This is a genomic window from Paraburkholderia pallida (genome assembly GCF_004524855.1).
Lineage (GTDB): Bacteria > Pseudomonadota > Gammaproteobacteria > Burkholderiales > Burkholderiaceae > Paraburkholderia > Paraburkholderia oxyphila.
The window spans coordinates 1,793,669-1,817,030 of sequence record NZ_CP038149.1; the positions used below are offsets into that span (position 1 = coordinate 1,793,669).

The 23,362-nt window shown below is 63.8% G+C and carries 15 protein-coding genes and 2 rRNA genes; 5 read left to right on the top strand and 12 right to left on the bottom strand.

Features of this window, described 5'->3' with window-relative positions; genetic code table 11:
* Nucleotides 1-7 precede the first annotated feature (7 nt).
* Nucleotides 8-331 (bottom strand): hypothetical protein, encoded by a 324-nt coding sequence (locus tag E1956_RS23145; RefSeq protein WP_134753277.1) that lies wholly within the window; start codon nt 329-331, stop codon nt 8-10.
* A 508-nt stretch (nt 332-839) separates the two neighbouring features.
* On the opposite strand from E1956_RS23145, the gene E1956_RS23150 reads away from it, so the two are divergent.
* Both E1956_RS23150 and E1956_RS23155 read left to right on the top strand, forming a co-directional pair.
* Nucleotides 840-1,997 (top strand): metallophosphoesterase, encoded by a 1,158-nt coding sequence (locus tag E1956_RS23150; RefSeq protein WP_134753279.1) that lies wholly within the window; start codon nt 840-842, stop codon nt 1,995-1,997.
* Nucleotides 1,998-2,224: 227 nt separating this feature from the next.
* On the top strand, nt 2,225-3,322 hold the full coding sequence (locus tag E1956_RS23155) for an AI-2E family transporter (protein WP_134753281.1): 1,098 nt from the start codon (nt 2,225-2,227) through the stop codon (nt 3,320-3,322).
* A gap of 29 nt (nt 3,323-3,351) precedes the next feature.
* On the opposite strand, the gene E1956_RS23160 is transcribed toward E1956_RS23155, so the two are convergent.
* The 6 genes from E1956_RS23160 to E1956_RS23185 all read right to left on the bottom strand — a co-directional run bounded on the left by E1956_RS23160 (nt 3,352) and on the right by E1956_RS23185 (nt 12,779).
* Complete coding sequence (locus E1956_RS23160) at nt 3,352-4,797, bottom strand: heavy metal sensor histidine kinase (protein ID WP_134753283.1); 1,446 nt, start codon at nt 4,795-4,797, stop codon at nt 3,352-3,354.
* Nucleotides 4,794-5,483, bottom strand: a complete 690-nt coding sequence (locus E1956_RS23165; protein WP_134753285.1) for a heavy metal response regulator transcription factor — start codon at nt 5,481-5,483, stop codon at nt 4,794-4,796. Before E1956_RS23165 ends, E1956_RS23160 begins: the two co-directional genes overlap by 4 nt.
* A gap of 2 nt (nt 5,484-5,485) precedes the next feature.
* Nucleotides 5,486-7,003, bottom strand: a complete 1,518-nt coding sequence (locus E1956_RS23170; RefSeq protein WP_134754781.1) for an efflux transporter outer membrane subunit — start codon at nt 7,001-7,003, stop codon at nt 5,486-5,488.
* 26 nt (nt 7,004-7,029) lie between these two features.
* Nucleotides 7,030-8,283: an efflux RND transporter periplasmic adaptor subunit gene (locus E1956_RS23175; RefSeq protein ID WP_134753287.1), complete on the bottom strand. Its 1,254-nt coding sequence runs from the start codon at nt 8,281-8,283 to the stop codon at nt 7,030-7,032.
* A gap of 43 nt (nt 8,284-8,326) precedes the next feature.
* A complete protein-coding gene (locus E1956_RS23180) occupies nt 8,327-11,539 on the bottom strand; it encodes an efflux RND transporter permease subunit (RefSeq protein WP_134753289.1) in 3,213 nt (1,070 codons plus the stop codon).
* A gap of 211 nt (nt 11,540-11,750) precedes the next feature.
* On the bottom strand, nt 11,751-12,779 hold the full coding sequence (locus E1956_RS23185; RefSeq protein WP_134753291.1) for a LysR family transcriptional regulator: 1,029 nt from the start codon (nt 12,777-12,779) through the stop codon (nt 11,751-11,753).
* 209 nt (nt 12,780-12,988) lie between these two features.
* Here E1956_RS23185 and E1956_RS23190 point away from each other — a divergent pair, with 209 nt between their 5' ends.
* Entirely contained in the window at nt 12,989-13,696 is a 708-nt protein-coding gene (locus E1956_RS23190) for an MgtC/SapB family protein (protein ID WP_134753293.1), read from the top strand.
* Nucleotides 13,697-13,883: 187 nt separating this feature from the next.
* Entirely contained in the window at nt 13,884-14,135 is a 252-nt protein-coding gene (locus E1956_RS23195; RefSeq protein WP_028221491.1) for a GlsB/YeaQ/YmgE family stress response membrane protein, read from the top strand.
* 132 nt (nt 14,136-14,267) lie between these two features.
* On the opposite strand, the gene E1956_RS23200 is transcribed toward E1956_RS23195, so the two are convergent.
* From E1956_RS23200 to E1956_RS23210, 3 genes are all read right to left on the bottom strand, one after another.
* Nucleotides 14,268-15,779: an acetyl-CoA hydrolase/transferase family protein gene (locus E1956_RS23200; RefSeq protein WP_134753295.1), complete on the bottom strand. Its 1,512-nt coding sequence runs from the start codon at nt 15,777-15,779 to the stop codon at nt 14,268-14,270.
* A gap of 189 nt (nt 15,780-15,968) precedes the next feature.
* On the bottom strand, nt 15,969-16,187 hold the full coding sequence (locus E1956_RS23205; protein ID WP_134753297.1) for a hypothetical protein: 219 nt from the start codon (nt 16,185-16,187) through the stop codon (nt 15,969-15,971).
* Nucleotides 16,188-16,330: 143 nt separating this feature from the next.
* A complete protein-coding gene (locus E1956_RS23210; protein ID WP_134753299.1) occupies nt 16,331-18,544 on the bottom strand; it encodes an FUSC family protein in 2,214 nt (737 codons plus the stop codon).
* A gap of 254 nt (nt 18,545-18,798) precedes the next feature.
* Here E1956_RS23210 and E1956_RS23215 point away from each other — a divergent pair, with 254 nt between their 5' ends.
* Complete coding sequence (locus E1956_RS23215) at nt 18,799-19,806, top strand: LysR family transcriptional regulator (protein WP_134753301.1); 1,008 nt, start codon at nt 18,799-18,801, stop codon at nt 19,804-19,806.
* A gap of 152 nt (nt 19,807-19,958) precedes the next feature.
* Here E1956_RS23215 and rrf read toward each other — a convergent pair.
* A 5S ribosomal RNA gene (rrf, locus tag E1956_RS23220) occupies nt 19,959-20,072 on the bottom strand.
* 172 nt (nt 20,073-20,244) lie between these two features.
* Nucleotides 20,245-23,124 (bottom strand): 23S ribosomal RNA (locus E1956_RS23225).
* Nucleotides 23,125-23,362: the final 238 nt, after the last annotated feature.

The window sequence follows — 23,362 nt, forward strand, 5'->3', positions numbered from 1 at the left end:
CGCCGCCTCAGGTCAGCAGCGCGATATAGAACACGACCGCGCCAATGAGCGCACCCACGAAGCAGAAGCCTTCGGGCGGTTCGTCGGTCGTGCGCGAGCGCAGCCACGCCCCCACTACGCCGAAGAATCCCGCTATGCCGAGCGCGACGAACACCATCACGACGTCGAATAGCGCGCTGCGGCCGATCTCGAGGATGTCGACGTGCCTGACCGAGAAATACAGCACTACGGCCATGATCGACAGCACGACCATCGGCACCATGACGTGACTACCCTCATGACCGACATGACGACCATGAAGCCCTTGCACATCCGGCTTGGTGATTTTCATGACCCGTCTCCCCCCAGAGCGCCCGAAACCGCACGGGCCTCGATTCGAGCATAGTCCATCGGTCAGGCCGATTCAATGAACGTTTAATAGCGTACACGGGCCCGCAAGAAAATAGTGCGACGGCGGCCCGAGGTTGGCAATCCAGGGTTATGCCGCAGTGCCGCACTCGCTCCGTCGTGCTGCCGTTCGCCGGTGCGCGCACGATTCCGGCACGGCCGCCGCAAGCCCGCTGCAAGCTGCGAGTGGCGCCTGCACCGCGCCCTTGCATGCGGTGCTGCAGTGCGCCGAAGTCGCACCTGCCCCGCTCCGGCACGAACGCTGCGCTGCCGGTAAAATGCCTCGGATGCGTGAGCCATGCATTGGCCCGCATCGCCTCGTGCGCCATGCAACGCGCGCCGCCGGCCTCGCGCAATCCGCCACGCTTTGCGGTCCGCCCAATGTACGTGCCCGCGCCTCCCACCCCGTTGCGTCAGTTGCCTGAGCTAACTGAGTTAACCATCGGCCCGACATGCCCCGACTCTCGTTTCTGCTCCGCTTCATTTCGATTGGTGTGCTATTGCACATCTATGTCGGCTTCCGGCTGATTCCCGACCTGCCCGTGCCCGCCGCGGGCAAGTGGCTCGCCGCGCTGTGGCTCGTGTTTTCCGTGCTGGTGATTCCACCCGGCATGCTCTCGCGCCGCTTCAAGCGCCAGCCGCTCGGCGACCGTCTCGCATGGACCGGCATGCTCGCGATGGGTTTTTTCTCGTCGCTGCTCATGCTGACGATCGTGCGCGATCTCGTGCTCGCCTCGCTCATGACCGTCGCCGCAATCTGGCCGGGCAACGTCGATCTCGCGAGCTGGCGCACGGGCAGCGCCGCTGCCGTGGCCTTGCTCGCCTTCTGCTCGAGCGCGTTCGGCTTTTTCAACGCCCGGCGGCGCGCGCGCGTGCGCAGCGTCGACGTGCCGATCCGCGGGCTGCCCGCCGCGCTCGACGGCTTCACGATCGTTCAGTTGAGCGACATTCACGTCGGCCCCACCATCAAGCACGACTACGTGGATGCGATCGTGCGCGCCGTGAACCAGCTCGACGCCGACGTGGTGGCGATCACGGGCGATGTCGTGGACGGCAGCGTGCAGCATCTGTCGAATCACACGGCGCCGCTCGGACGGCTCGCGTCGCATCACGGCGTCTACCTCGTCACCGGCAATCACGAGTACTACTCGGGCGCCGACGCGTGGGTCGCCGAGTTCCGGCGCATCGGCCTCACCGTGCTGATGAACCAGCACGTGGTGATCGAGCACGGCGGCGCGCGGCTCGTGCTCGCAGGCGTGACCGACTACACCGGCGGGCACTTCGATCCCGCGCATCGCAGCGATCCGCAGGGCGCGCTGCGCGGCGCGCCCGCCGACGTGAACACGCGCGTCCTGCTCGCCCATCAGCCGCGCACCGCGCATGCCGCCGCCGATGCGGGCTACACGCTGCAGCTCTCGGGCCATACGCACGGCGGCCAGATCTTCCCCTGGAATTTCCTCGTGCGGCTGCAGCAGCCGTTCACGGCGGGCCTCGAAAAGCTCGGCAGCCTATGGGTCTACACGAGCCGCGGCACGGGCTACTGGGGGCCGCCGAAACGGCTTGGCGCGCCGTCGGAAATCACGCGCGTGCGGCTCGTCGGCGCCCGTTGAGTCCATTGCCATAGATTGTTGCGCGCGCATCCAAGTCGTCACTGGAGCGCGCCCAAACGCCCCTGCCGCGAGCCTCGTTCGAGACCCCGCAAGGCTACCCGCAGCAACGCGGCACCGGCGGCGCGCAGGCTGCCGCCAGCAGCCCGCGCGAGGCCGTATCATGCTCGACAACGCCACCCGCTCGCCCGGGTTTGCGCTTGCCCGTAACGCACAGGAATCCACCGCTCATGGACGGCAACAAGCAACTCCACCAGACCGCTTTCTATCTGCTGCTCTTCGTCGTCTCCATCGCGCTGTGCTTCGTGCTCGCGCCGTTCTTCAGCACCGTGCTGTGGGGCGCGATACTCGCGCTGATCTTCCAGCCCGTCCAGCGCCGCATCGTCGCGCGCCTCGGGCGGCGGCGCACGCTCGCCGCGTTCATCACGCTCACGATCTGTCTCGTCATCGTGATCTTCCCGCTCACGCTCGTGGCGGGCACGCTGATCCAGCAGGTGGGCTACGCATACTCGCAGGTGCGCTCGGGCAGTCTCGACTTCGGGACCTACTTCAGCCAGATCGTGCATGCCCTGCCGCAGTCGCTGCAAAACTTGCTTGCGCGCTACGACCTGATGGATCTGCCGGGCCTCCAGCAGCGCCTTTCCGCGGGCGCCGCGCAAATCAGCCAGTTCGTCGCCACACGCGCGCTGAGCGTCGGGCAGATCACGGTGCAGGTCATGGTGAGCTTCTGCGTGATGCTCTACATGTTCTTCTTTCTCGTGCGCGACGGCCGCGAGATTTCCCGGCTCATACGCGATGCGATCCCGCTCGACGAATCGCACAAGCAGCATCTCATCCGCAAGTTCACGACCGTGATCCGCGCGACTGTGAAGGGCAATGTGGCGGTGGCGTTCGTGCAGGGTGCGCTGGGCGGCATTGCCCTCTGGGTGCTGGGGATTCAGGGCGCGCTGCTGTGGGGCTTCGTGATGATGCTGCTCTCGCTGCTGCCCGCGGTGGGCGCGGCGCTCGTGTGGGTGCCCATCGCCATCTATTTCATTTCGACGGGCGCGCTCGCCAAGGGCGTCGGCCTCGCGCTGTTCGGCACGCTCGTGATCGGCACCGTGGACAACGTGCTGCGTCCCGTGCTGGTGGGCAAGGACACGCGCCTGCCCGACTGGGTCGTGCTGATTTCGACGCTAGGCGGCATCTCGCTGATGGGCATCAACGGCTTCGTGATCGGGCCGCTGATTGCGGCGCTCTTCATCAGCTGCTGGGATCTGCTGCGCCGCGACCAGCACCACCAGAACGAAGAAGACGCCAACCAGCAAACGGACGACGACCTCGTCTAGCGCGCAAGCCGCGCGAAGATGGCGCGGCCTCAGGACGAGACGTGCAGCGGCAGCCCCGCGCGGCCCTGGCGCGTGACGTCGGGCGTGACCGGCGCGCTGGCCGCCGTGTCGCCGCCCTGCACGGCCACTGAAAAGCCGAACGTATTGACACCGTTCGCACTGCGCACGAATACCCTGCCGCCGTGCATCTCCGCCACCGCCTTGACGATGGACAGCCCGAGGCCGTGGTTCTCGTGACTGTTCGAGCGCGCTTCCTGGATGCGGTAGAAGCGGTCGAAAATATGCTCGCGCACCACCGGGTCGAGCGGCTCGCCGGGATTCGACACGGCAATTTCGACATGGCCGTCCTGCGGCGCGATGGTCGCCTGCAGCACGGTTGCGGGCGGCGAATGCTGGATCGCGTTCACGAACAGATTGCTCATGGCGCGGCCAATCAGCGAGGTATTCACCCACGCGCGCGCATCGCCGTGTACCTGCACGCTCAGTTGCGCCTCTTCGAGCGGCATCTCCAGAAACTCGAGCATACGCTCGACTTCGCCGCGCAGCGAAACTTCCGTGAGCTCGGTCGCGCGCTCGCCGCGGTCGCTGCGCGAGAGGAACAGCATGTCGTTGACGATCACACGCAATCGTTCGAATTCCTCAAGATTCGATTGCAGCGTCTGCTGCAACTGCGCGACCGAGCGATCGCGCGTGAGCGCCACCTGGGTCTGGCCGATCAGGATGCTCACCGGCGTGCGCAATTCGTGCGCGACGTCGGCATTGAACGATTCGAGGCGCTCGTAGGCCGTGTCGAGCCGCTCGAGCGCGCCGTTGAACGAGGTGGCGAGTTCGTGCAGCTCTTCGGGCAACTCGCCGTCACAGAGGCGCTGGCGGCGGTTCGAGGGGCTCAGCTGCGCCGCCTCGCGCGAGAGCCGCGTGAGCGGGGCGAGACCGAAGCGCGTGACCGCGCGGCTCAGGAGCGCCACCGCGATAGTCGAAAGCGCGATCAGCACGCCCAGCGCAATGCCGAAGCGCCGCAGCATGCTTTCCGTGCGGATGCAGTCGCTGGCCACCACGAGCTTCACCTCGGGCCGGTCGCCGCTGGCGGGCACCATCATGCTCGTGACGATCATGTCGTAGTCGCAGCCCGCCGGCCGCACGAGCTGATGATTCGGGCCGACATCGCCGGTGACCTTTCCGGCGATGGGCGCGCCGAAGCGAAATCGCGGGTCCGGGCCTTCCACGTAGTAATGCATGCGGCTGTCCGAAGGCGAGAGATCGCGCAGCTTCTCCTGCACGAAGGCCCACTTCTTCACGTCCGGCGCATGCGAGACGATCAGGCCCGCGATGCGCGCGCGCGTGTCGAGCGTCTCGCGCAGCTCGTTGAAGAGCTGATGCTGCATCAGCAGAAAGAGCCCCGCGCCGGTGAGCGTGAACACGACCAGCGACACCGCTGCGAACATCGCCGAAAGCCGCAGCGAGATCGAGCGCTTCATGATGGCTGGCCTCCGTCCTCGCGCACTTCCAGCACGTAGCCCATGCCGCGTATCGTGTGCAGCAGCTTGGCCGCGTGCGGGCCGTCGAGCTTCGCGCGCAGCCGCTTGATGGCCGTCTCCACCACATTGGCGTTGCTCTCGAAGTTCACGTCCCACACGAGCTCGGTGATGAGCGTCTTCGAGAGGATTTCCCCGCGCCGCCGCGCGAGCACCGAAAGCAGTTGAAACTCCTTGGCCGTGAGATCGAGCCGCACGCCGTCGCGCGTCGCACGGCGGCTGATAAGGTCCACCTGCAGGTCGCCCACCGAGATGAGCGTGGACTCCTGGGCGCGCGCGCGGCGCGTGAGCGCGCGCAGACGCTCGACCAGTTCGAGGAACGAGAACGGTTTGGTCAGATAGTCGTCGGCGCCGTCGCGCAGGCCATGCACGCGGTCGTCCACGCGGTCGCGCGCGGTCAGCATGATGACCGGCGTGTCCTTCTTCGCGCGCACGGCGCGCAGCACACCGAAGCCGTCGAGCTTGGGCAGCATCACGTCGAGCACGATCACGTCGAAGTCGTACTCGGTGGCCATCCACGCGCCCTCTTCGCCGTCCATCGCGACGTCGACGACCCAGCCCTGCTCGCTCAACCCGCTGCGCAGGTAATCCACCACCTTGCGCTCGTCTTCGATCACCAATACTTTCATTATCATCCTCCTCCTGGCGCGGCGCTCGCCTGGGGTCCCGGCATTTCGCGGCAGGTGCCCGCGCTGCAGGCGAGCGCGCGATCGTCTGCACTCCAGCCGCCGCCCAGCGCCTTCGCCAGATAGACTACCGTAGCCGCCTGCTGACCGTGAATCTGCACCTCCTGGCGCTCGCTGGCAAGCAGTTGCTGCTCGGCATTGAGCACGTCGATGAACGCCACAAGCCCGCCCTGGTAGCGGTCGTTCGCGAGATCGAAGGACTTGCGTGCGTCGTCCACGGCGGCCTGGCCGTTCGCCGCGGCGAGATCGAGCACCGAAAGCCCCGTCACCGCATTTTGCACCTCCTGAAAGGCGGTGAGCACCGTTTGCCGATACGACGCCTGCGCCGACTCGTAGCCGGCCTGCGCATAGTCCACGCCCGCCGCGCGCTTGCCGCCGTCGAACAGCACCTCGCCGGCCGCCGCGCCGAGCGACCACATCAGGCTCGGCGCCGTGAAGAGATTGCCGAAGCGCGTGGACTCCCAGCCCAGCGTGGGCGAGAGCGTGATGTCCGGGAAGTACGCCGAGCGGGCCACGCCAATCTGCGCGTTGGCCGCGGCCATGGCGCGCTCAGCCGAGGCCACGTCGGGGCGCCGCTGCAGCAGCTCGCTCGGCAGGCCCGTGGGCAGCGCGGGCACGGGCAGCGCCACGACCTGCGGCGCGAGCGCGAACTCGGGCGCGGGCTTGCCGATCAGCACGGCGATGGCGTGCTCGTCCTGCTGGCGCTGGTTCTCGAGCAACTGGAGCTGGGTCTGCGTGGCGTCGAGCTGCGCCTTCTGCTGCAGCAGCTCGAGGCCCGAGACCGCGCCCAGGTCATGTTGCGCATTCACGAAATCGAGCGCCTTCTGCTGCAGCGCCACGGAGCGGTGCACCACGTCGATTTCGTCGTCGAGCTCGCGCAGCGCGAAGTAATCGGTTGCCAGTTCCGCCGTCAGCACGAGGCGCGCATTGGCGAGATCGTCGCCGGCCTGCTGCTCCGACGCCTGCGCCGACTCCACCATGCGCCGGATGCGCCCGAACAGGTCGAGCTCGTAGCTGATGGTCGCGCCAACGGCGACTTCGTTCTGCACGGTCGACATGTTCGGCGTCGAATAGCTCAGTTGCGGACGGTTCGCCGAGACGCGCGCGCGTGCGAGGTTCGCATCGAGCGAAACCTGCGGCGCCTGTTGCGACGACACCGAAGCGAGCGTCGCGCGCGCCTGCTCGTAATGCGCGACCGCGATGCGCAGCGTCTGGTTCTCCGCGAGCGCCTGCGTTTCGAGGCCGTCGAGCTCCGCATTGCCGAACACCTTCCACCACTGCGGATCGAGCGGCGCGTGCGAGGGCTGCGCCGCGTGCCAGTAGGCGTCGGCGGGGTCGACGCGCCACGCGGCGGGACTCGCCGTCTGCGGCGCGCGATAGTCCGGGCCGACCGTGCAGGCCGCCAGTCCCGCCGCGCCTAGCACAGCGAGCGTCGTGACCGTCGGACGCACGCGTTGCAGCATGCGGCGCTTGATGAGTCTCGCGGCGCTCACGTCGCGCCTCGTGCGCCGGCATGGCCCGCAGCCGCGGCGCCGCCCTTGCCCGGCGCGACCACCACCACGCTGTCGCCGTCTGCGATCGAGTCGCTCGGATTCAGCACGACGCGATCGCCCGGATCGAGCCCACGGCTGATAGCGAGCGTCTGCCCGAGATCCTGGGCGATCTCGACGGGCTTGAGCTTGACCTTGCCTTGCGCGTCCACGACCGCGAGGCGCGGCCCTTCCGCGCGGAACAGCAGCGTGTTGCCCGGAACCGTCAGGACTCCCTTCGAATCGGTCTGCAACGCCGCCTGCACATAGGCGCCGGGCAGCAACCGGCCATCATGATTGGGCAGCGTGATCTCGACCTGCAGCGTACGCGTGGCCACATCGATGGCCTGCGAGGTGCGCGTGACCGTGCCGTCGAACGTCACGCCGGGCATCTCCTGCTCGGTCACGCTCACGTGCTGGCCCACGGCCACTTGCTGGGCGTAGGTCTGCGGCACGTCGAGATAGAGCCGCAGCGGATCGGACTGCGCGATCGCAAACAGCGCTCTCCCCGCGCCACCGTTACCCGCGTTCACGAGGTCGCCGATATCGACATTGCGCTGCGTGATCACGCCCGTGATGGGCGCGACGATGCGCTGGAACGACTTCATCTGCTGCAGGCGGCGCACGTTGGCGTCCGCCGCCGCGAGATTCGCGACGTCCTGGTTGTACGCGCCCTGGCGGTCGTCGAGCTCCTGCTGCGAAACCGCATCGCGCTGGCGCAACTGCTGCGCGCGGTCGAACGAGGTCTTCGCGAGCGCGAGCGTCGAAGCCGACTGGTCGCGCTGCGCCTGCGCCTGCGCGAGCTCCTGGTCGATCTCGGGCGTATCGATTTCCGCGAGCAGCTGGCCTTGCTGGACGTGCGCGCCAATATCGGCATACCACTTGAGCACATAGCCGTTCGCGCGCGAATAGATCGGCGCTTCCACGTAGCCGCGCAGCGTGCCCGGCAGCGCGATGCGTCCGTCCCCGCCGGCCGCTACGGGCTGCACGACGCTCACGTACTGCTTCGCGTTCTGCTTCGTGACGTCGGCCAGATGATGCGCGTTCATCACGTTCGAGACGATCGTGCGTGCCGCGCCGGCTGCGAGCAGCAGCGCGACGATGATCACCGCGACGCGTGCGCGTTTGCCTGCCTGCGCACGCCCGGGCAAATCCATGCCTTGCTCGCCGCCCACGGCGATGTCGAGGGATGAGTGGTGATGGGGTTCGTTCATGTCTTCGACCAGGAATAGCGTGTCCGGTTAGCGTCGTACGCGCTCATTGACGTGGCGTTCGGCTGCGTTGCGCCTCGCGTTCGCGCTTGCTTTGCGCGCGGCGCGCGAGCCGCGAATGAACCGTGGCAAACATCAGCGGTACGAACAAAAGCGTGGAGACGGTCGCGAACATCAGGCCGCCGATCACCGCGCGCCCGAGCGGCGCGTTCTGCTCCGCGCCTTCGCCGAGACCGAGCGCCATCGGCACCATGCCGATCATCATCGCGAATGCGGTCATCAGCACCGGGCGAATACGCGTCGCCCCCGCCTCCAGCGCGGCCGCGAGCGGCGTCGCGCCGGCGGCCAGGCGCTGGCGCGCGAACGCCACCACGAGAATGCTGTTCGCGGTCGCCACGCCCACGGTCATGATCGCGCCCGTGAGCGCGGGCACGCTCAAATGCGTGCCGGTGATGAACAGCATCCACGCGATGCCCGCGAGCGCCGCCGGCAAGGCGCTCACGATGATGAGCGGATCGGCCCACGACTGGAAGTTCACGACGATCAGCAAATAGACGAGGACGATCGCCATCGCAATCCCCACGCCCAGCCCCACGAACGAGCTGCGCATGGTGCCGATCTGCCCGCGCATCGTGATGGTGGTGCCGCGCGGCGCGTGCGCCTGTGCGCTCTTGATCAACGCGTCGATATGCGAACCCACCGAGCCGAGATCGGAGCCCTCCACGCTCACGAGCAGGTCGATCACCGGACGGATGTTGTAGTGCGTGACGATGGCCGGCCCGTCGTGCGGCTTGAGCTGCACGAGGTTGCTCACGAGCTGCAGCGGCGCCGCCGCGCCCGCTGTCGCTGCGTGCGCGGACACGGGTGTCTCCATCACCTCGTTGAGCGACGCCTCGCGGTACTGCGGCGTCTGCACGGTGAGCGGATACTCCACGCCGGTCTGCGGGCTCACCCAGAAGGCGGGCGCGGTCTGCGAGCTGCCCGAGAGTGCGACCAGCACGTCCTGCGCAACGTTCTGCGGGCTCAGATTCAGCTGCTGCATGCGCGAGCGGTCCATGGCGAGCATCAGCGCGGGCTCGTTGTTGCGCTGCTCGATGTGCGCGTCGACGGCACCGGGCAACTGGCGCACCTGTTTGAGCAGCGTGCTGGCGAGCGCCATGTTCTGGCCAAGGTTCGCGCCCACCACCTGCACGTCGATGGCGGCGGGCTGCCCGAAGTTCAGGATCTGCGTGATGATGTCGGCGGGCTGGAAGAAGAACTCCACGCCCGGAAAGCGCTGCGGCAGCAGCGTGCGCAGCTTGTCGATGTAGACATGCGACGGCGCATGCCCGTCCTTGAGCGCGATCTGAATCTCGCCGTCGAGCGTGCCCATCGTGCCCGCATTGCTATACGAGAGATTGATGCCGCTATACGGCAGGCCGAGATTGTCCACGATGGTGGCGAGCTGATCGGGCGGCACGACCGAGCGGATCGTCTGCTCGACCTCGTCGGCGAGGCGCGCCGTCTCCTCGATGCGGTAGCCCGTGGGCGCGCGCATATGCAAGCGGATGTTGCCCGCATCGACCGAGGGGAAGAAGTCGCGGCCGAGGAAGAACACGAGCCCGAGCGAGAGCAGGCAGAACGCCAGGAACGTGCTGCCGAATAAACGCCGCCGCGCGAGCAGGACGCTCAGGAGCGCGATGTAATTCGCACGCACGCGCTCGAACGCGTGGTTGAAGCGCCAATGCACACGCGCGAACCCCGAGAGGCGCGCGCCTTGCTGCGGGTGAGCGCCCGGGTCGTGGCCCGCGAAGAGCAGCATCGCGAGCGTGGGCACGAGCGTACGCGAGAGGATGTACGAGGCGATCATCGCGAACACCACGGCCTCGGCGAGCGGCACGAACAGAAAGCGCGCCACGCCCGTGAGGAAAAACATCGGCACGAACACGATGCATATACACAGCGTGGAGACGAGCGCCGGCACCGCGATCTCGCCCGCGCCTTCGAGTATGCCTTCGTGCAGGCCCGCGCCCAGATGCAGGTGGCGCTCGATGTTCTCGATGGTCACGGTGGCGTCGTCCACGAGGATACCCACCGCGAGCGCGAGACCGCCGAGCGTCATGATGTTGATCGTTTCGCCAAGCGCGAAGAGCGCGATGATCGAGGCGAGAATCGACAGCGGAATCGAGACGGCAATGATGACCGTGCTGCGCCAGTTGCCGAGGAACAGCAGGATCATCGCGGCCGTGAGCGCGGCGGCAATCAGCGCCTCGCGCACCACGCCCTGCACCGCCGCCGAAACGAAGATCGACTGATCGAAAAGCGGCTTGATGACGAGGTCCGCGGGCAGTGTGTCGCGCACCTTCGGCAACAGGTCTTTCAGAGCGCCCACCACTTGCAGCGTGGACGCATCGCCGCTCTTGAGGACCGACATGAGCACGCCGCGCTGGCCGTCCTGGCGCACCACGTTGGTCTGCGGCGTGAAGCCGTCGCGCACGTGCGCGACGTCGCCGAGATAGGTGGTCGCGCCGTTGACGGTCTGCACCGGAATCCGGTTCAGGCCCGCGAGCGTGTCGGGCGACGCGTTGGTGTCCACGCGGTATTCGGTCTGGCCGAGCTTGGCCGTGCCGGTCGGCAAGATGAGGTTCTGCGCGTTGACCGCGCTGACGATATCGGAGGGCGTGAGACCCTTCGAGATGAGCGCGTGCGTGTCGATATCGACGGAGATCACGCGCGTCTTGCCGCCGTACGGATACGGCACCTGAGCGCCCGGAATCGTAATGAGCTGCGGACGCAGGAAGTTCATGGCGATGTCGGCGAGCGCCTGCTCGCTCATCGACTTGCTGGAGAGCCCCAGCTGGATCACCGGAATGCTCGAGGCCGAATAGCTGATCACAAGCGGCGGCGTGGCGCCCGGCGGCATCTGCTTGAGCGTTGCCTGCTCGAAGGCGACGGCCTGCGCAATGGCCGACTGCTGGTTCGCGCCCGGCTGCAGGAACAGCTTGATGACGGCGATGCCCGGCAGCGACTGCGATTCGATGTGCTCGATGTTGCTGACGGTGGTGGTCAGGCCGCGCTCATTGACCGAGGTGATGCGCTCGGCCATGTCCTGCGCCGAGAAGCCAGTGTACGACCAGATGATGCTGATGACAGGGATGTTGATGTTCGGCAGCACGTCGGTGGCCATCGACATCAGCACGAAGGGCGTGGCCAGCACGATCAGGATGGCCATCACGATGAACGTATAGGGCCGCTTCAGCGCAAGGTTGACGATCCACATGAGGCGGTTTCGGACAATTCAGGCGAGGGGTGAATACGCGAGACGCATCGCTCGGAAGGTCTCGCATCATAGGCAATCGAGGTGGCCGCGCACTGGCGCGAAAATGGCGAAATTGACAGGCACGCGCATTTCGGCACGCGCTCACTTCATGCGTGGCACGGCGCTCGTGCGCGTTGCGCTTCGCGCAAGCCACCGCACTAGACGCTGCGGCTCAGTTCACGAGCCGCAGCCGCTCGACTTCATGCACCTCATGGGACTGGCGCGCTTCGTGCATGCGGGCGCGTGCCGCGGTGCGCTGACGTGGCGGCGCAGCGCAGGCCGCGAGCGCGGCTTCCTGCTCGGCAAGCACGGCCGGCACCTTGTCGCGCAGGAACTCCACGAAGGTGCGGATCTTCGCGTCCAGATAGCGGCGCGAGGCATAGAGGGCGTAGATGTTGAGCTTTTGCAGGCGATGGGTGGGCAGCACGCGCACAAGCGAGCCGTCGGCGAGTCCCGGCAGCGCCACCGGCACCGGCAGCGGGCCGATGCCCATGCCCTCGCGGATGGCGAGCGCAAGCGCCTCGGGATTGTTCACCTGGAACGGCGTCACGGCCGTATGGCGAAAGGTTTCGCCGTACGGCCCTTCCGAGACCCACTGGCCCGCGGGCAGGCTCGCATCGGTGAGGTGCAGGCAGGTGTGCATCTCGAGGTCGTCGAACGAGCGCGGCTCGCCGCGCAAGTGCAAATAGGCCGGCGACGCGCACAGAATGGCGGCGGTGCTCCCCAGATGCTGGGAGATCAGCGCGGAATCCTCGAGCTCGGCGGCCACCACGACGGCCACGTCGAAGCCTTCCTCGATGATATCGGGCATCTCTTGCGCGATGGTCAGGTCAACGGCCACATCGGGCAGATGCTGCTGGTAGCGTGCGATCAGCGGCATCACATAGTGCTGGCCGAAGCTCGTGCCGCCATAGACGCGCAACCTGCCCGCCGGATTCGCCTGCGCGGCGGCCGCTTCGGCCTCCGCCTGCTCGATATCGGCGAGAATGCGCCTGCAGCTTTGCAGATAGCGCTCGCCGGCCTCGGTCAGCGACATGCGCCGCGTGGTCCGGTTCAAAAGCCGCGCGCGCAGGCGCGACTCCAGATCGGTGACGGCGCGCGAAACCTGTGCCGTCGTCATCGTCTCGCTCGCGGCGGCGCGCGTGAAGCTGCCCGATTCCACCACCCTCACGAAGATCCGCATGTTTCGCAGCGTATCCATCAACAGCTCCCGTACATTCGCTAGCCCACTCCATCATCAATGGAGCCAGTCTCGCTTACAGGCCGTGGCCCCATGCTGACCCGTACATGGCAGCCGCGCCAGCTTGGCGAGCCGCCTTGTCCCGCGTATGATCCACGGCGCCCCCTTGCATTGCGGATCGCATCGCGAGCGACGCGAGGCATCCCGCGTGCCGCCCTCATGACAGAACGATGACTTACGATTTCGCCCTGCGCCTTCTCGCGGCATTCGCCTGCGGCGTCGCCATCGGAGTGGAACGCCAGATGCGCCAGCGCACCGCTGGCCTGCGTACCATCACGCTCGTCGCCAGCGGCGCGTGCCTGTTCGTCACGCTCGGCGTGCTCACCGGCAACGGCGTCGCGGGCGTCACGCAGATCGCGGCCTATGTGGTCTCGGGCGTGGGCTTTCTGGGCGGCGGCGTGATCATGCGCGACAAGGGCTCCATTCAGGGCATCAATACGGCGGCGACACTCTGGTGCTCGGCCGCCGTGGGCGTGCTGTGCGGCTCGGGCCATTTCCTGCCGGCGTTCGCGGGCACGGGCGTCGTGCTGCTCACCAACACCTTGCTGCGCGAGGTGAGCCGCATCATCAATCAGGCGCCGGTCTCCAACGCCGACCTCGTGAGCCTCTACGTGCTCACGGTGGTGTGCCGCGAAGAGGACGAGATCCACATTCGCACCGTGCTCTCGAACTCGATGTATTCCACGCCGCTTTCTTTTCAGAGCCTGACGAGCGAAGACGTTCCTGGCGACCCGCAGCGCCTGCGCGTCACCGCGACCCTGCGCCTGCATCCGAAATACCAGCCCAAGCTCGAGCTGATGGCGAGCCGCCTGAGCATGGAAAAAGGCGTCTCGAGCGTAAGCTGGACCGCCGCGGAAACCGAGGTTGCGCCCGAATGAGCGGGCGACGGCCATAATCGGCACGCATTCCTTACGAATTCATTTCATTGCTGTTGCAATTTTTGCAATGCTGCGCGGCAGGCTACAAGAACTGTCAATTCTGGCCGCGTTTCATGGACTCGATCCCGCCCTTGGACTAAGCTCCAGTTCAGCTTGATTTGTTCACATCAACAAGGGGGGCTGCTATATGCACCACAACTTCTTCGGATGGCTGGTCGTCGGCGCAATCGCGGGTTGGCTCGCCGGAGTGCTCGTCAAGGGCGGCGGCTTCGGATTGATCGTCGATATCATCGTCGGGATTGTCGGTGCCTTCATTGGCGGCTGGCTTGCGGGCCTGCTCGGGATCCACATCGGTAGCGGCATGATCAGCTCGATCATCACTGCGATCGTCGGCGCGGTCATCCTGCTCTTCATCATCAGGCTGTTCCGAAGAGCGTAGCGATTCAAAGCCGTCAAATGAAAAGCGGGAGCACCGTCACCGGTGCTCCCGCTTTTTTATCGGCTTGCGGCTCTAGTTGCTTGCGCCGCTCGCGTGTCTCGACGATCAGCCGTTCACGACGCGTTCGCCCGCTTACGCCTCTGGCGCAACCGGCAGCATCGAGCCGGTCTCGTTGAAGCGCAGATGCATTTCGTACGCCCTGGCAAGATTGTGCGGCGTCTGGCCACCGATCTTCAGCGCGTCGCGATAGTAGTCGCGCAGCAGGTCGCGATAGAGCGGATGCGCGCAGCGCTCGATGATCAGCGTCGCGCGCTCGCGCGGCGCGAGGCCACGCAGGTCGGCAAGACCTTGCTCGGTGACGATCACATCCACGTCATGCTCGTTGTGATCGACGTGCGGCACCATCGGCACGATGCTGGAAATGCGGCCGTCCTTCGCGATGGCCTTGGTCGCGAAGATCGCGCACGAGGCATTGCGCGCGAAATCGCCCGAGCCGCCGATGCCGTTCATCATGTGCGTGCCGCCCACATGCGTGGAATTCACGTTGCCGTAGATGTCGCATTCGAGCGCCGTGTTCAGCGCGATGAGGCCGAGGCGGCGAATCACTTCCGGATGGTTGCTCACTTCCTGCGGGCGCAGCACGAGCTTGTCGCGATAGCGGTCGAGCTCGGCGAGCACCTGTGCCTGACGCGGAGCGGAGAGCGTCATGGAGGCGCCCGAGGCGAACACCATCTTGCCCGCATCGATCAGGTCGAAGGTGGAATCCTGAAGTACTTCGGAGTACATCGTAAGCGCTTCGAATGGCGAGTTCACGAATCCCGAGAGCACTGCATTCGCGATCGTGCCAATGCCGGCCTGCAGCGGGGGCAGTTGCGCGCTCATGCGTCCATGCTTCACCTCGTGTTGCAGGAACTCGATGAGGTGGCCCGCGATGCTCGCAGTCTCTTCGTCGGCAGGCAGCACGGTCGAGGGGCTGTCGTGCTCGTTGGTGATGACGATGGCGGCGATCTTCTCGGCCGGAATATCGATGAAGCTCGTGCCCACGCGGTCTTGCGGGCTGACGATCGGCAGCGGATCGCGATGCGGGCGGCGGCCCGGAATCCACACGTCGTGCAGACCTTCGAGCGCGAGCGGCTGCGCGAGATTGAGCTCGACGATCACCTTCTCCGCGAGGATCGCGAAGCTCGCCGAATTGCCGACCGAGGTCGTGGGGACGATGCCGCCCGTCTCGGTGATCGCAGCGGCCTCGATGATCGCGAGGTCGAGCTTGCCGAGCAGATTCGCGCGCAGCATCTCGACGGTCTCGGAAAGGTGCTGGTCGACGAACATGACTTCGCCGCGATTGATGGCCTTGCGCAACGTGGCGTCGACCTGGAACGGCAAGCGGCGCTCGAGCACGCCGGCTTCGGTCAGCGTGCGGTCTACGTCGTGGCCGAGCGAGGCGCCCGTCATCAGCGTGATGCGCAGCGGCTCCTTTTCTTCGCGCGCACGGCGCGCCAGTTCGAGCGGCACGGCCTTCGTGTCGCCCGCACGCGTGAAGCCGCTCGCGCCAACACGCATGCCGTTGCGCACGAGTTTCGCGGCCTCGGCAGCCGAAGTGATTTTCCCGCGCAATGCGGCACAACGAATACGGTCTTCGTACATCAAAGTCTCCACAAACACACTGATCACCAAGTGCCCTTTTCAGGTCTCGCTTCAGCGGCCTTGCATTAAAGCATGCGTAATACAGTTTTGCAGCCACAATGCGCAAAGCCGCGAGGCCTCTTACGAAGGCGCCGCGGCAAGAAACTCAAGCTTGCGCCTCGCTCATGGTTGGCGGGCAGTCACTCGATCTCAGCTACCGAAATAAAGGTTGCAGAAGCTGACCGGACCGACGCATTCGTCTTTCTTGGCGGGCTTTGCGATCTGATTGGCGGGTGCCTGCGCAGCCGGCTGGGCTGCGCTTTGCGCGACCTGCTGAGGGACGCTCGCTGCCGGTGCTTCGTTCTGTGCATAAGCAGCGGCGGCGGCAAACAGCGAACAGGCAACAACAGCGATCTTCAGGGACTTCATTTTACTCTCCAGTGCTAACGGGTACTGCGAAGCAGTGATGTCACTATATGACCGGGGCCAGGAATGATTAAGAAGGCGGGGTGGAAGGCATATTTCCAGACTGCGGCAAGATCGCGCAGGCGCCCTGCCGTCATGCCGCTATTTCAAGGTGTGCCGGGGCGCAATGGCTGGCGGTGGCGCGCCCGACGCGCGAGCGCGCCGAGTGGCGCATCGCGGTCGATGAGCGCGCTGCGAATGAAGTGCAAGTGGCTCAGGAGCCGCTGCACGTCGTGCCTGCGCTCCCGGTCGTGGTGAACACCGGGAAGCGCTTCCTGTGCGATCCAGGTGGCCGCGCGCACCGACGACAGTGCACGCTCCAGTTGCGCCGGGTCCGGGTTCTCGAACAGGCGCGCGATATCGTCCAGCACCTGATCGAGGCTCGTGGACCATCTGCGCTCTGCCATTCCGAGCCACGTGGCCGCCTGGGCTTCGTGACGCAAGTCGATCACGGCGTGCCCCACTTCGAGCGTGATCAGCATCCAGCGCAGCGCACGCCGATGGGCCTGCTTGCGGCCGTTGAGCAGCAGCCGCAACTGGTGCATCAGGTCGTGCGTGCCGGACTGGAACTGCTGGCCGAGGCCTTGCAACTCGCCACGGCAGGCGAGTTCGACCTGAGCGCGCAGCGCCACGCGCATGCGCTCGACGAGCCAGTTCATGTGCGGCGGGAAAACCACCGCAAACGCGAGGGCGGCCACGACCATCGCCGCGACGACCGCGATGCCGTTGTTGATCAGCAGATCGGGGGTGTAGACGATCACGTTGTCGGGGCCCGCGAGCAGACAGAAAAACACCGAGAATCCGACCCCGAAACCGGCGATGCGTGGCCGCGTCGCGAAGAACGCGCCGAGCGCGAGCACCGGTGCGAGCGCGGCACAGAGCAGCGGGAAGCCATCGATGTTTGGATACACGTAGCAGGTGAGCAGATAGCCGACGACGGCCGCGCAGCCCGCACCCGCTGCCATCTGAAAAGCCATGCGTGTGGCGCGTGGCGCCGACGAGGTCAGCGCGCAGGTCAACGCGGCGGCGATCATCGCGAGGCCGCCGCTCGGCCAGTCGGTCTCCACCCAGAACCAGCCGAGCGCGGCCACCACCACGGCCGTGCGCAGGAACGTGAACGCCACGACATACCAGCTCGTGCGCGGCACATAGCGCGTCATGCGCGGCTCGGGCGGCAGACCGGCCTGGGTGAGCGACGCCCATGTGCTGCTGTAGCGGGCTATTTCGGTCGTGAAGCGGTAGATCAGCTCGGCGGTCGTATCGAAGTCCTGCAGCGCGTCGGATCCTGCCGCCTCGAGTGGCCGGCGCGTCTCGCGCACGTGGCGCGGCAGTGTGCGCTTGAACGTATCGAGGTCTTGGGCGATCCGCAGTGCATATGCACGATCGGCCTCGCCCTGGCGCGGACGTTGTGCGAGCAGCGTCGCAAGCTCGCTGAAATACGGCGCAAGCGGCGCGATGGCCTCGTCGCTCCAGCGCAGACGCTTCTTCAACTGACGTAGTGCATGCAGGCGCGCACATACGTCCATGAACTCGCCGTTCAGGCGCGCAAGCAACTGGCTGCGCGAGCGCATGATCGGATCTTCAAAAATTGAGAACGCGCGCGTGGCCTCGAAGCCGACGATCTCATCGACGAGTTTCGCGAATCGCCCTTCAAATGCGCCTCTTTCGAGGCCGCCAGACAACACGAGCGCCGCGAACGCAGTAAAATCAAGATATCGGGTACGCAAGGTGCGTTCGAGCACCGAGCCCGACTGCCGGGGCACGATGACGGCGCTGACCACCCCGGAGCAGAGAATCCCCACGGCCACTTCGGCCCCGCGCCCAAGCGCGGCGAGAAAGAGTCCGTTGGGCTGCATCACGAGCGGAATGCCGATCAGCGCAGCGGTATAGCCTGCCAGCACGAAAGCGTACCAACGAAAATGGCGATTGCGCATGGCGGCCGCGGTACAGGCGGCCACCCATCCCGTCATCCCGAGTATGTAGAGTTCGGGCTGCTGGATGAACACGGCCCCCAACACCACCGCCGCGACCATGCCCACCGCGGTGCCCACGATGCGATAGACGCTCTTCGCGAACACCATGCCGGAGAGCGGCTGCATCAGCACGAACACGGTCGTCATTGCAATGCGCGGCTGCGGCAGATCGAGCAACATCGAAATACCCATCGCGAGCAATCCCGCAGCCACTGTTTTCAGCAGATGCAGCCAGATCGCGCCACTGCTGCCCTGCCAGTCTCGCAGGCCGCGCCGCGCGGCTCGCCATATGACTTCGGCGCGATGACGCGGGTCGATCGCTCGATATATCGCTGGCTGGCGGTTCATTTAAAACGCACTACGCTCGGATTGTTACGAAGAAAGCCGCTGCAGGCGCAGTGGCTGAGCAACGAAGTTGCATGGGACCCGGTGAGCGTTAAAGCGCCAACCTGGGTCGACCAGCGCCGATTGTAGGAGCGTCAGTTGAGCGAATTAACGGGACGGGCGGGGAACCTCCGTTCCAGATCGCTCAACAATGTCGGGGTCCGCAAGGCGGACAATACGGTTTTCGTGCCGAACAAGAAGTTCTTGAAGAAGGTCTGATGGATACGCTACAAAATATGCGGGTGTTTGTCCGCGTTGTCGAAGCCGGCAGTTTCACCGCCGCGGCCCAGTCGCTCGATTCAACCACGGGCGCGATGTCGCGCGCAGTCTCGGAACTGGAGGCGCATCTGCGTACGCGCCTCCTGAACCGCTCGACGCGCCGACTCGCCCTCACGCCCGCCGGCGAACGTTATCTGAAACGCTGCTCGCAAATTCTCGCGGACGTCGACAACGCCGAAGAAGAAGCCAGTTGCGCCCACGAGCGTCCCGCGGGGGCGTTGCGTATGCACAGTTTCGCGAGCATCGGGCAACAGTACGTGCTGCCCGCGATTTCGCGCTATCGTGCTTTGCACCCCGAAGTGACGGTCGAGCTTACGCTCTCGCAACGCATGCCCGATCTTTTCGAGGGCAGCAGCGACGTGTCGGTGGTCACTGCGGCTTCGCTGCCGAACTCCGATCTCGTTTCGCACCAGTTGGGTTCGTCGTGCAGCATCCTGTGCGCATCACCGGCGTATGTGCATACGCACGGCGCGCCGCGCACGCCAGCCGACCTCGCGCATCACGACTGCCTGATCCTCAAGACGCCGACTGCGCCCGCGCATGAATGGGTGCTCGAAGGGCCCGAAGGCAACGTCGAGATGCACGTGGACGGTCCGGTTCAGGTGAACATTGCGGAGTCGCTGGCGGTAGCGATTCGTGAAGGAATGGGCATTGGCATGCTGCCGGTGTATGCGGCAATAGAAGGTCTGCGCAACGGCACGCTCGTGCGCGTGCTGCCCCAGCACATCCTGCAGAAGAACCACGTATATGCGCTGTATCCGTCGCGCAAATTCGTCGATGCGAAAACGAAAACCTGGGTGGAATTTCTGCGGGCGCATCTCCCGCAGGTGATTGCTCGCGATATGGCGTTGCTCGAAGAGCTCACGCAGGAACAACTCGCAGATGCCGCTGCAATTTCGACGCCCGATGCGCTTGCAGCAACGCAGAAGACTAAAGCTGCGCAGTGAACTGCAGTCTTTCGAATGCCGAATGCAAAACAGCCGTCAAAGCGACGGCTGTTTTTTTTATGCGCATGATTTTGGGGTGTTTTGCGCGCGTAAACGCCAGAACCCCGGTGCTCTTTCGGAGCCACCGGGGTTCTGGACATACTGCATAAGGAGCCTGACGATTACCTACTTTCACACGGGCAATCCGCACTATCATCGGCGTAGAGTCGTTTCACGGTCCTGTTCGGGATGGGAAGGGGTGGGACCGACTCGCTATGGTCATCAGGCTTGACGGGTTGCTGCGTCGCACGGGTTCTGGTGAACCTGGCGCCACAGCCAATCTGGAAGAAGCGTAAAGAGGTTTTTGCTGATTGGGGTTGTGTTGTTTCCGGCACAACACGCGATCTCTCAACCTGTGCGTCCTCTTTCCTCCTCTGCGGAGGCAGACACACCTGTTATAGGATCAAGCCTTACGGGCAATTAGTATCAGTTAGCTTAACGCATTACTGCGCTTCCACACCTGACCTATCAACGTCCTGGTCTCGAACGACCCTTCAAGGGAATCTGGTTCCCGGGGAAGTCTCATCTTGAGGCGAGTTTCCCGCTTAGATGCTTTCAGCGGTTATCTCTTCCGAACATAGCTACCCGGCGATGCGACTGGCGTCACAACCGGTACACCAGAGGTTCGTCCACTCCGGTCCTCTCGTACTAGGAGCAGGCCCCCTCAAACTTCCAGCGCCCACGGCAGATAGGGACCAAACTGTCTCACGACGTTTTAAACCCAGCTCACGTACCTCTTTAAATGGCGAACAGCCATACCCTTGGGACCGGCTACAGCCCCAGGATGAGATGAGCCGACATCGAGGTGCCAAACACCGCCGTCGATATGAACTCTTGGGCGGTATCAGCCTGTTATCCCCAGAGTACCTTTTATCCGTTGAGCGATGGCCCTTCCATACAGAACCACCGGATCACTATGACCTGCTTTCGCACCTGCTCGACTTGTCAGTCTCGCAGTCAAGCACGCTTATGCCATTGCACTATCAGCACGATTTCCGACCGTACCTAGCGTACCTTCGTACTCCTCCGTTACCCTTTGGGAGGAGACCGCCCCAGTCAAACTGCCTGCCATGCACTGTCCCCGATCCGGATAACGGACCAAGGTTAGAACCTCAAACAGATCAGGGTGGTATTTCAAGGACGGCTCCATGCAGACTAGCGTCCACACTTCATAGCCTCCCACCTATCCTACACAAACCGGTTCAAAGTCCAATGCAAAGCTGCAGTAAAGGTTCATGGGGTCTTTCCGTCTAGCCGCGGGGAGATTGCATCATCACAAACACTTCAACTTCGCTGAGTCTCGGGAGGAGACAGTGTGGCCATCGTTACGCCATTCGTGCAGGTCGGAACTTACCCGACAAGGAATTTCGCTACCTTAGGACCGTTATAGTTACGGCCGCCGTTTACCGGGACTTCAATCAAGAGCTTGCACCCCATCATTTAATCTTCCGGCACCGGGCAGGCGTCACACCCTATACGTCCACTTTCGTGTTTGCAGAGTGCTGTGTTTTTTATTAAACAGTCGCAGCCACCAGTTTATTGCAACCCCTTCACCCTTCTGGCGCGAGCCAGTCAAGCTACCAGGGCGTACCTTATCCCGAAGTTACGGTACCAATTTGCCGAGTTCCTTCTCCCGAGTTCTCTCAAGCGCCTTAGAATACTCATCTCGCCCACCTGTGTCGGTTTGCGGTACGGTCACTGTTGAACTGAAGCTTAGAGGCTTTTCTTGGAACCACTTCCAGTTGCTTCTCCACCTAGGTGGATGGCCTCGCACCCTTGAATTCCGCGCCCGGATTTGCCAAAGCGCCTTCTCCAATGCAAGGACCGGGACTTCCAACACCCGGACAACCTTCCGCGATCCGTCCCCCCATCGCATTCAACAATGGTGCAGGAATATTGACCTGCTTCCCATCAGCTACGCATTTCTGCCTCGCCTTAGGGGCCGACTCACCCTACGCCGATGAACGTTGCGTAGGAAACCTTGGGCTTACGGCGAGGGGGCCTTTCACCCCCCTTTATCGCTACTCATGTCAGCATTCGCACTTCTGATACCTCCAGCACACCTTCCGATGCACCTTCGCAGGCTTACAGAACGCTCTCCTACCATGCGAGACTAGCTCGCATCCGCAGCTTCGGTATATGACTTAGCCCCGTTACATCTTCCGCGCAGGACGACTCGATCAGTGAGCTATTACGCTTTCTTTAAAGGGTGGCTGCTTCTAAGCCAACCTCCTGACTGTTTTAGCCTTCCCACTTCGTTTCCCACTTAGTCATATTTGGGGACCTTAGCTGGCGGTCTGGGTTGTTTCCCTCTTGACACCGGACGTTAGCACCCGATGTCTGTCTCCCGTGATTGCACTCTTCGGTATTCGGAGTTTGCTATGGCGAAGTAATCCGCAATGGACCCTTCAACCATGACAGTGCTCTACCCCCGAAGGTGATACACGAGGCACTACCTAAATAGTTTTCGGAGAGAACCAGCTATTTCGGGTTTGTTTAGCCTTTCACCCTATCCACAGCTCATCCCCTAACTTTTCAACGTTAGTGGGTTCGGTCCTCCAGCACGTGTTACCGTGCCTTCAACCTGGCCATGGATAGATCACCTGGTTTCGGGTCTACACCCAGCGACTGAACGCCCTGTTCGGACTCGCTTTCGCTACGCCTGCCCTATTCGGTTAAGCTTGCCACTGAATGTAAGTCGCTGACCCATTATACAAAAGGTACGCCGTCACCCCTTGCGAGGCTCCGACTGTTTGTATGCATGCGGTTTCAGGATCTATTTCACTCCCCTCCGGGGTTCTTTTCGCCTTTCCCTCACGGTACTGGTTCACTATCGGTCGATCACGAGTATTTAGCCTTGGAGGATGGTCCCCCCATCTTCAGACAGGATTTCACGTGTCCCGCCCTACTTGTCGTACACCTAGTTCTTCCATACTGCCTTCGCCTACGGGGCTATCACCCACTATGGCCACACTTTCCAGAGTGTTCGGCTGACAATACAGATAAAGAGTACAGGCTGGTCCCATTTCGCTCGCCACTACTCTGGGAATCTCGGTTGATTTCTTTTCCTGCGGCTACTTAGATGTTTCAGTTCGCCGCGTTCGCTTCACATGGCCTATGTATTCAGCCATGGATACTCCATACGGAGTGGGTTTCCCCATTCGGACATCTACGGATCAAAGCTTGTTTGCCAGCTCCCCGTAGCTTTTCGCAGGCTACCGCGTCCTTCATCGCCTGTGATCGCCAAGGCATCCACCACATGCACTTGTTCGCTTGACCCTATAACGGGTGTGTCTTGCGGCGATTGCTCGCGTCGGACCACTCATTACAGGTTGAGTATTCGTGTTGCGCCGTATTTCAAGGCAATCTTTCGATCACTTAAAAATACATTGATACAATCACAACCCTGATTCACTTACTCCACACCCATCTCTAAGTGTGTTTCAGATGAATCTCTTTACTATTTCTTCCTGATTGTTAAAGAACGACAGCCGATATGGTTTTACTCACATCGCTC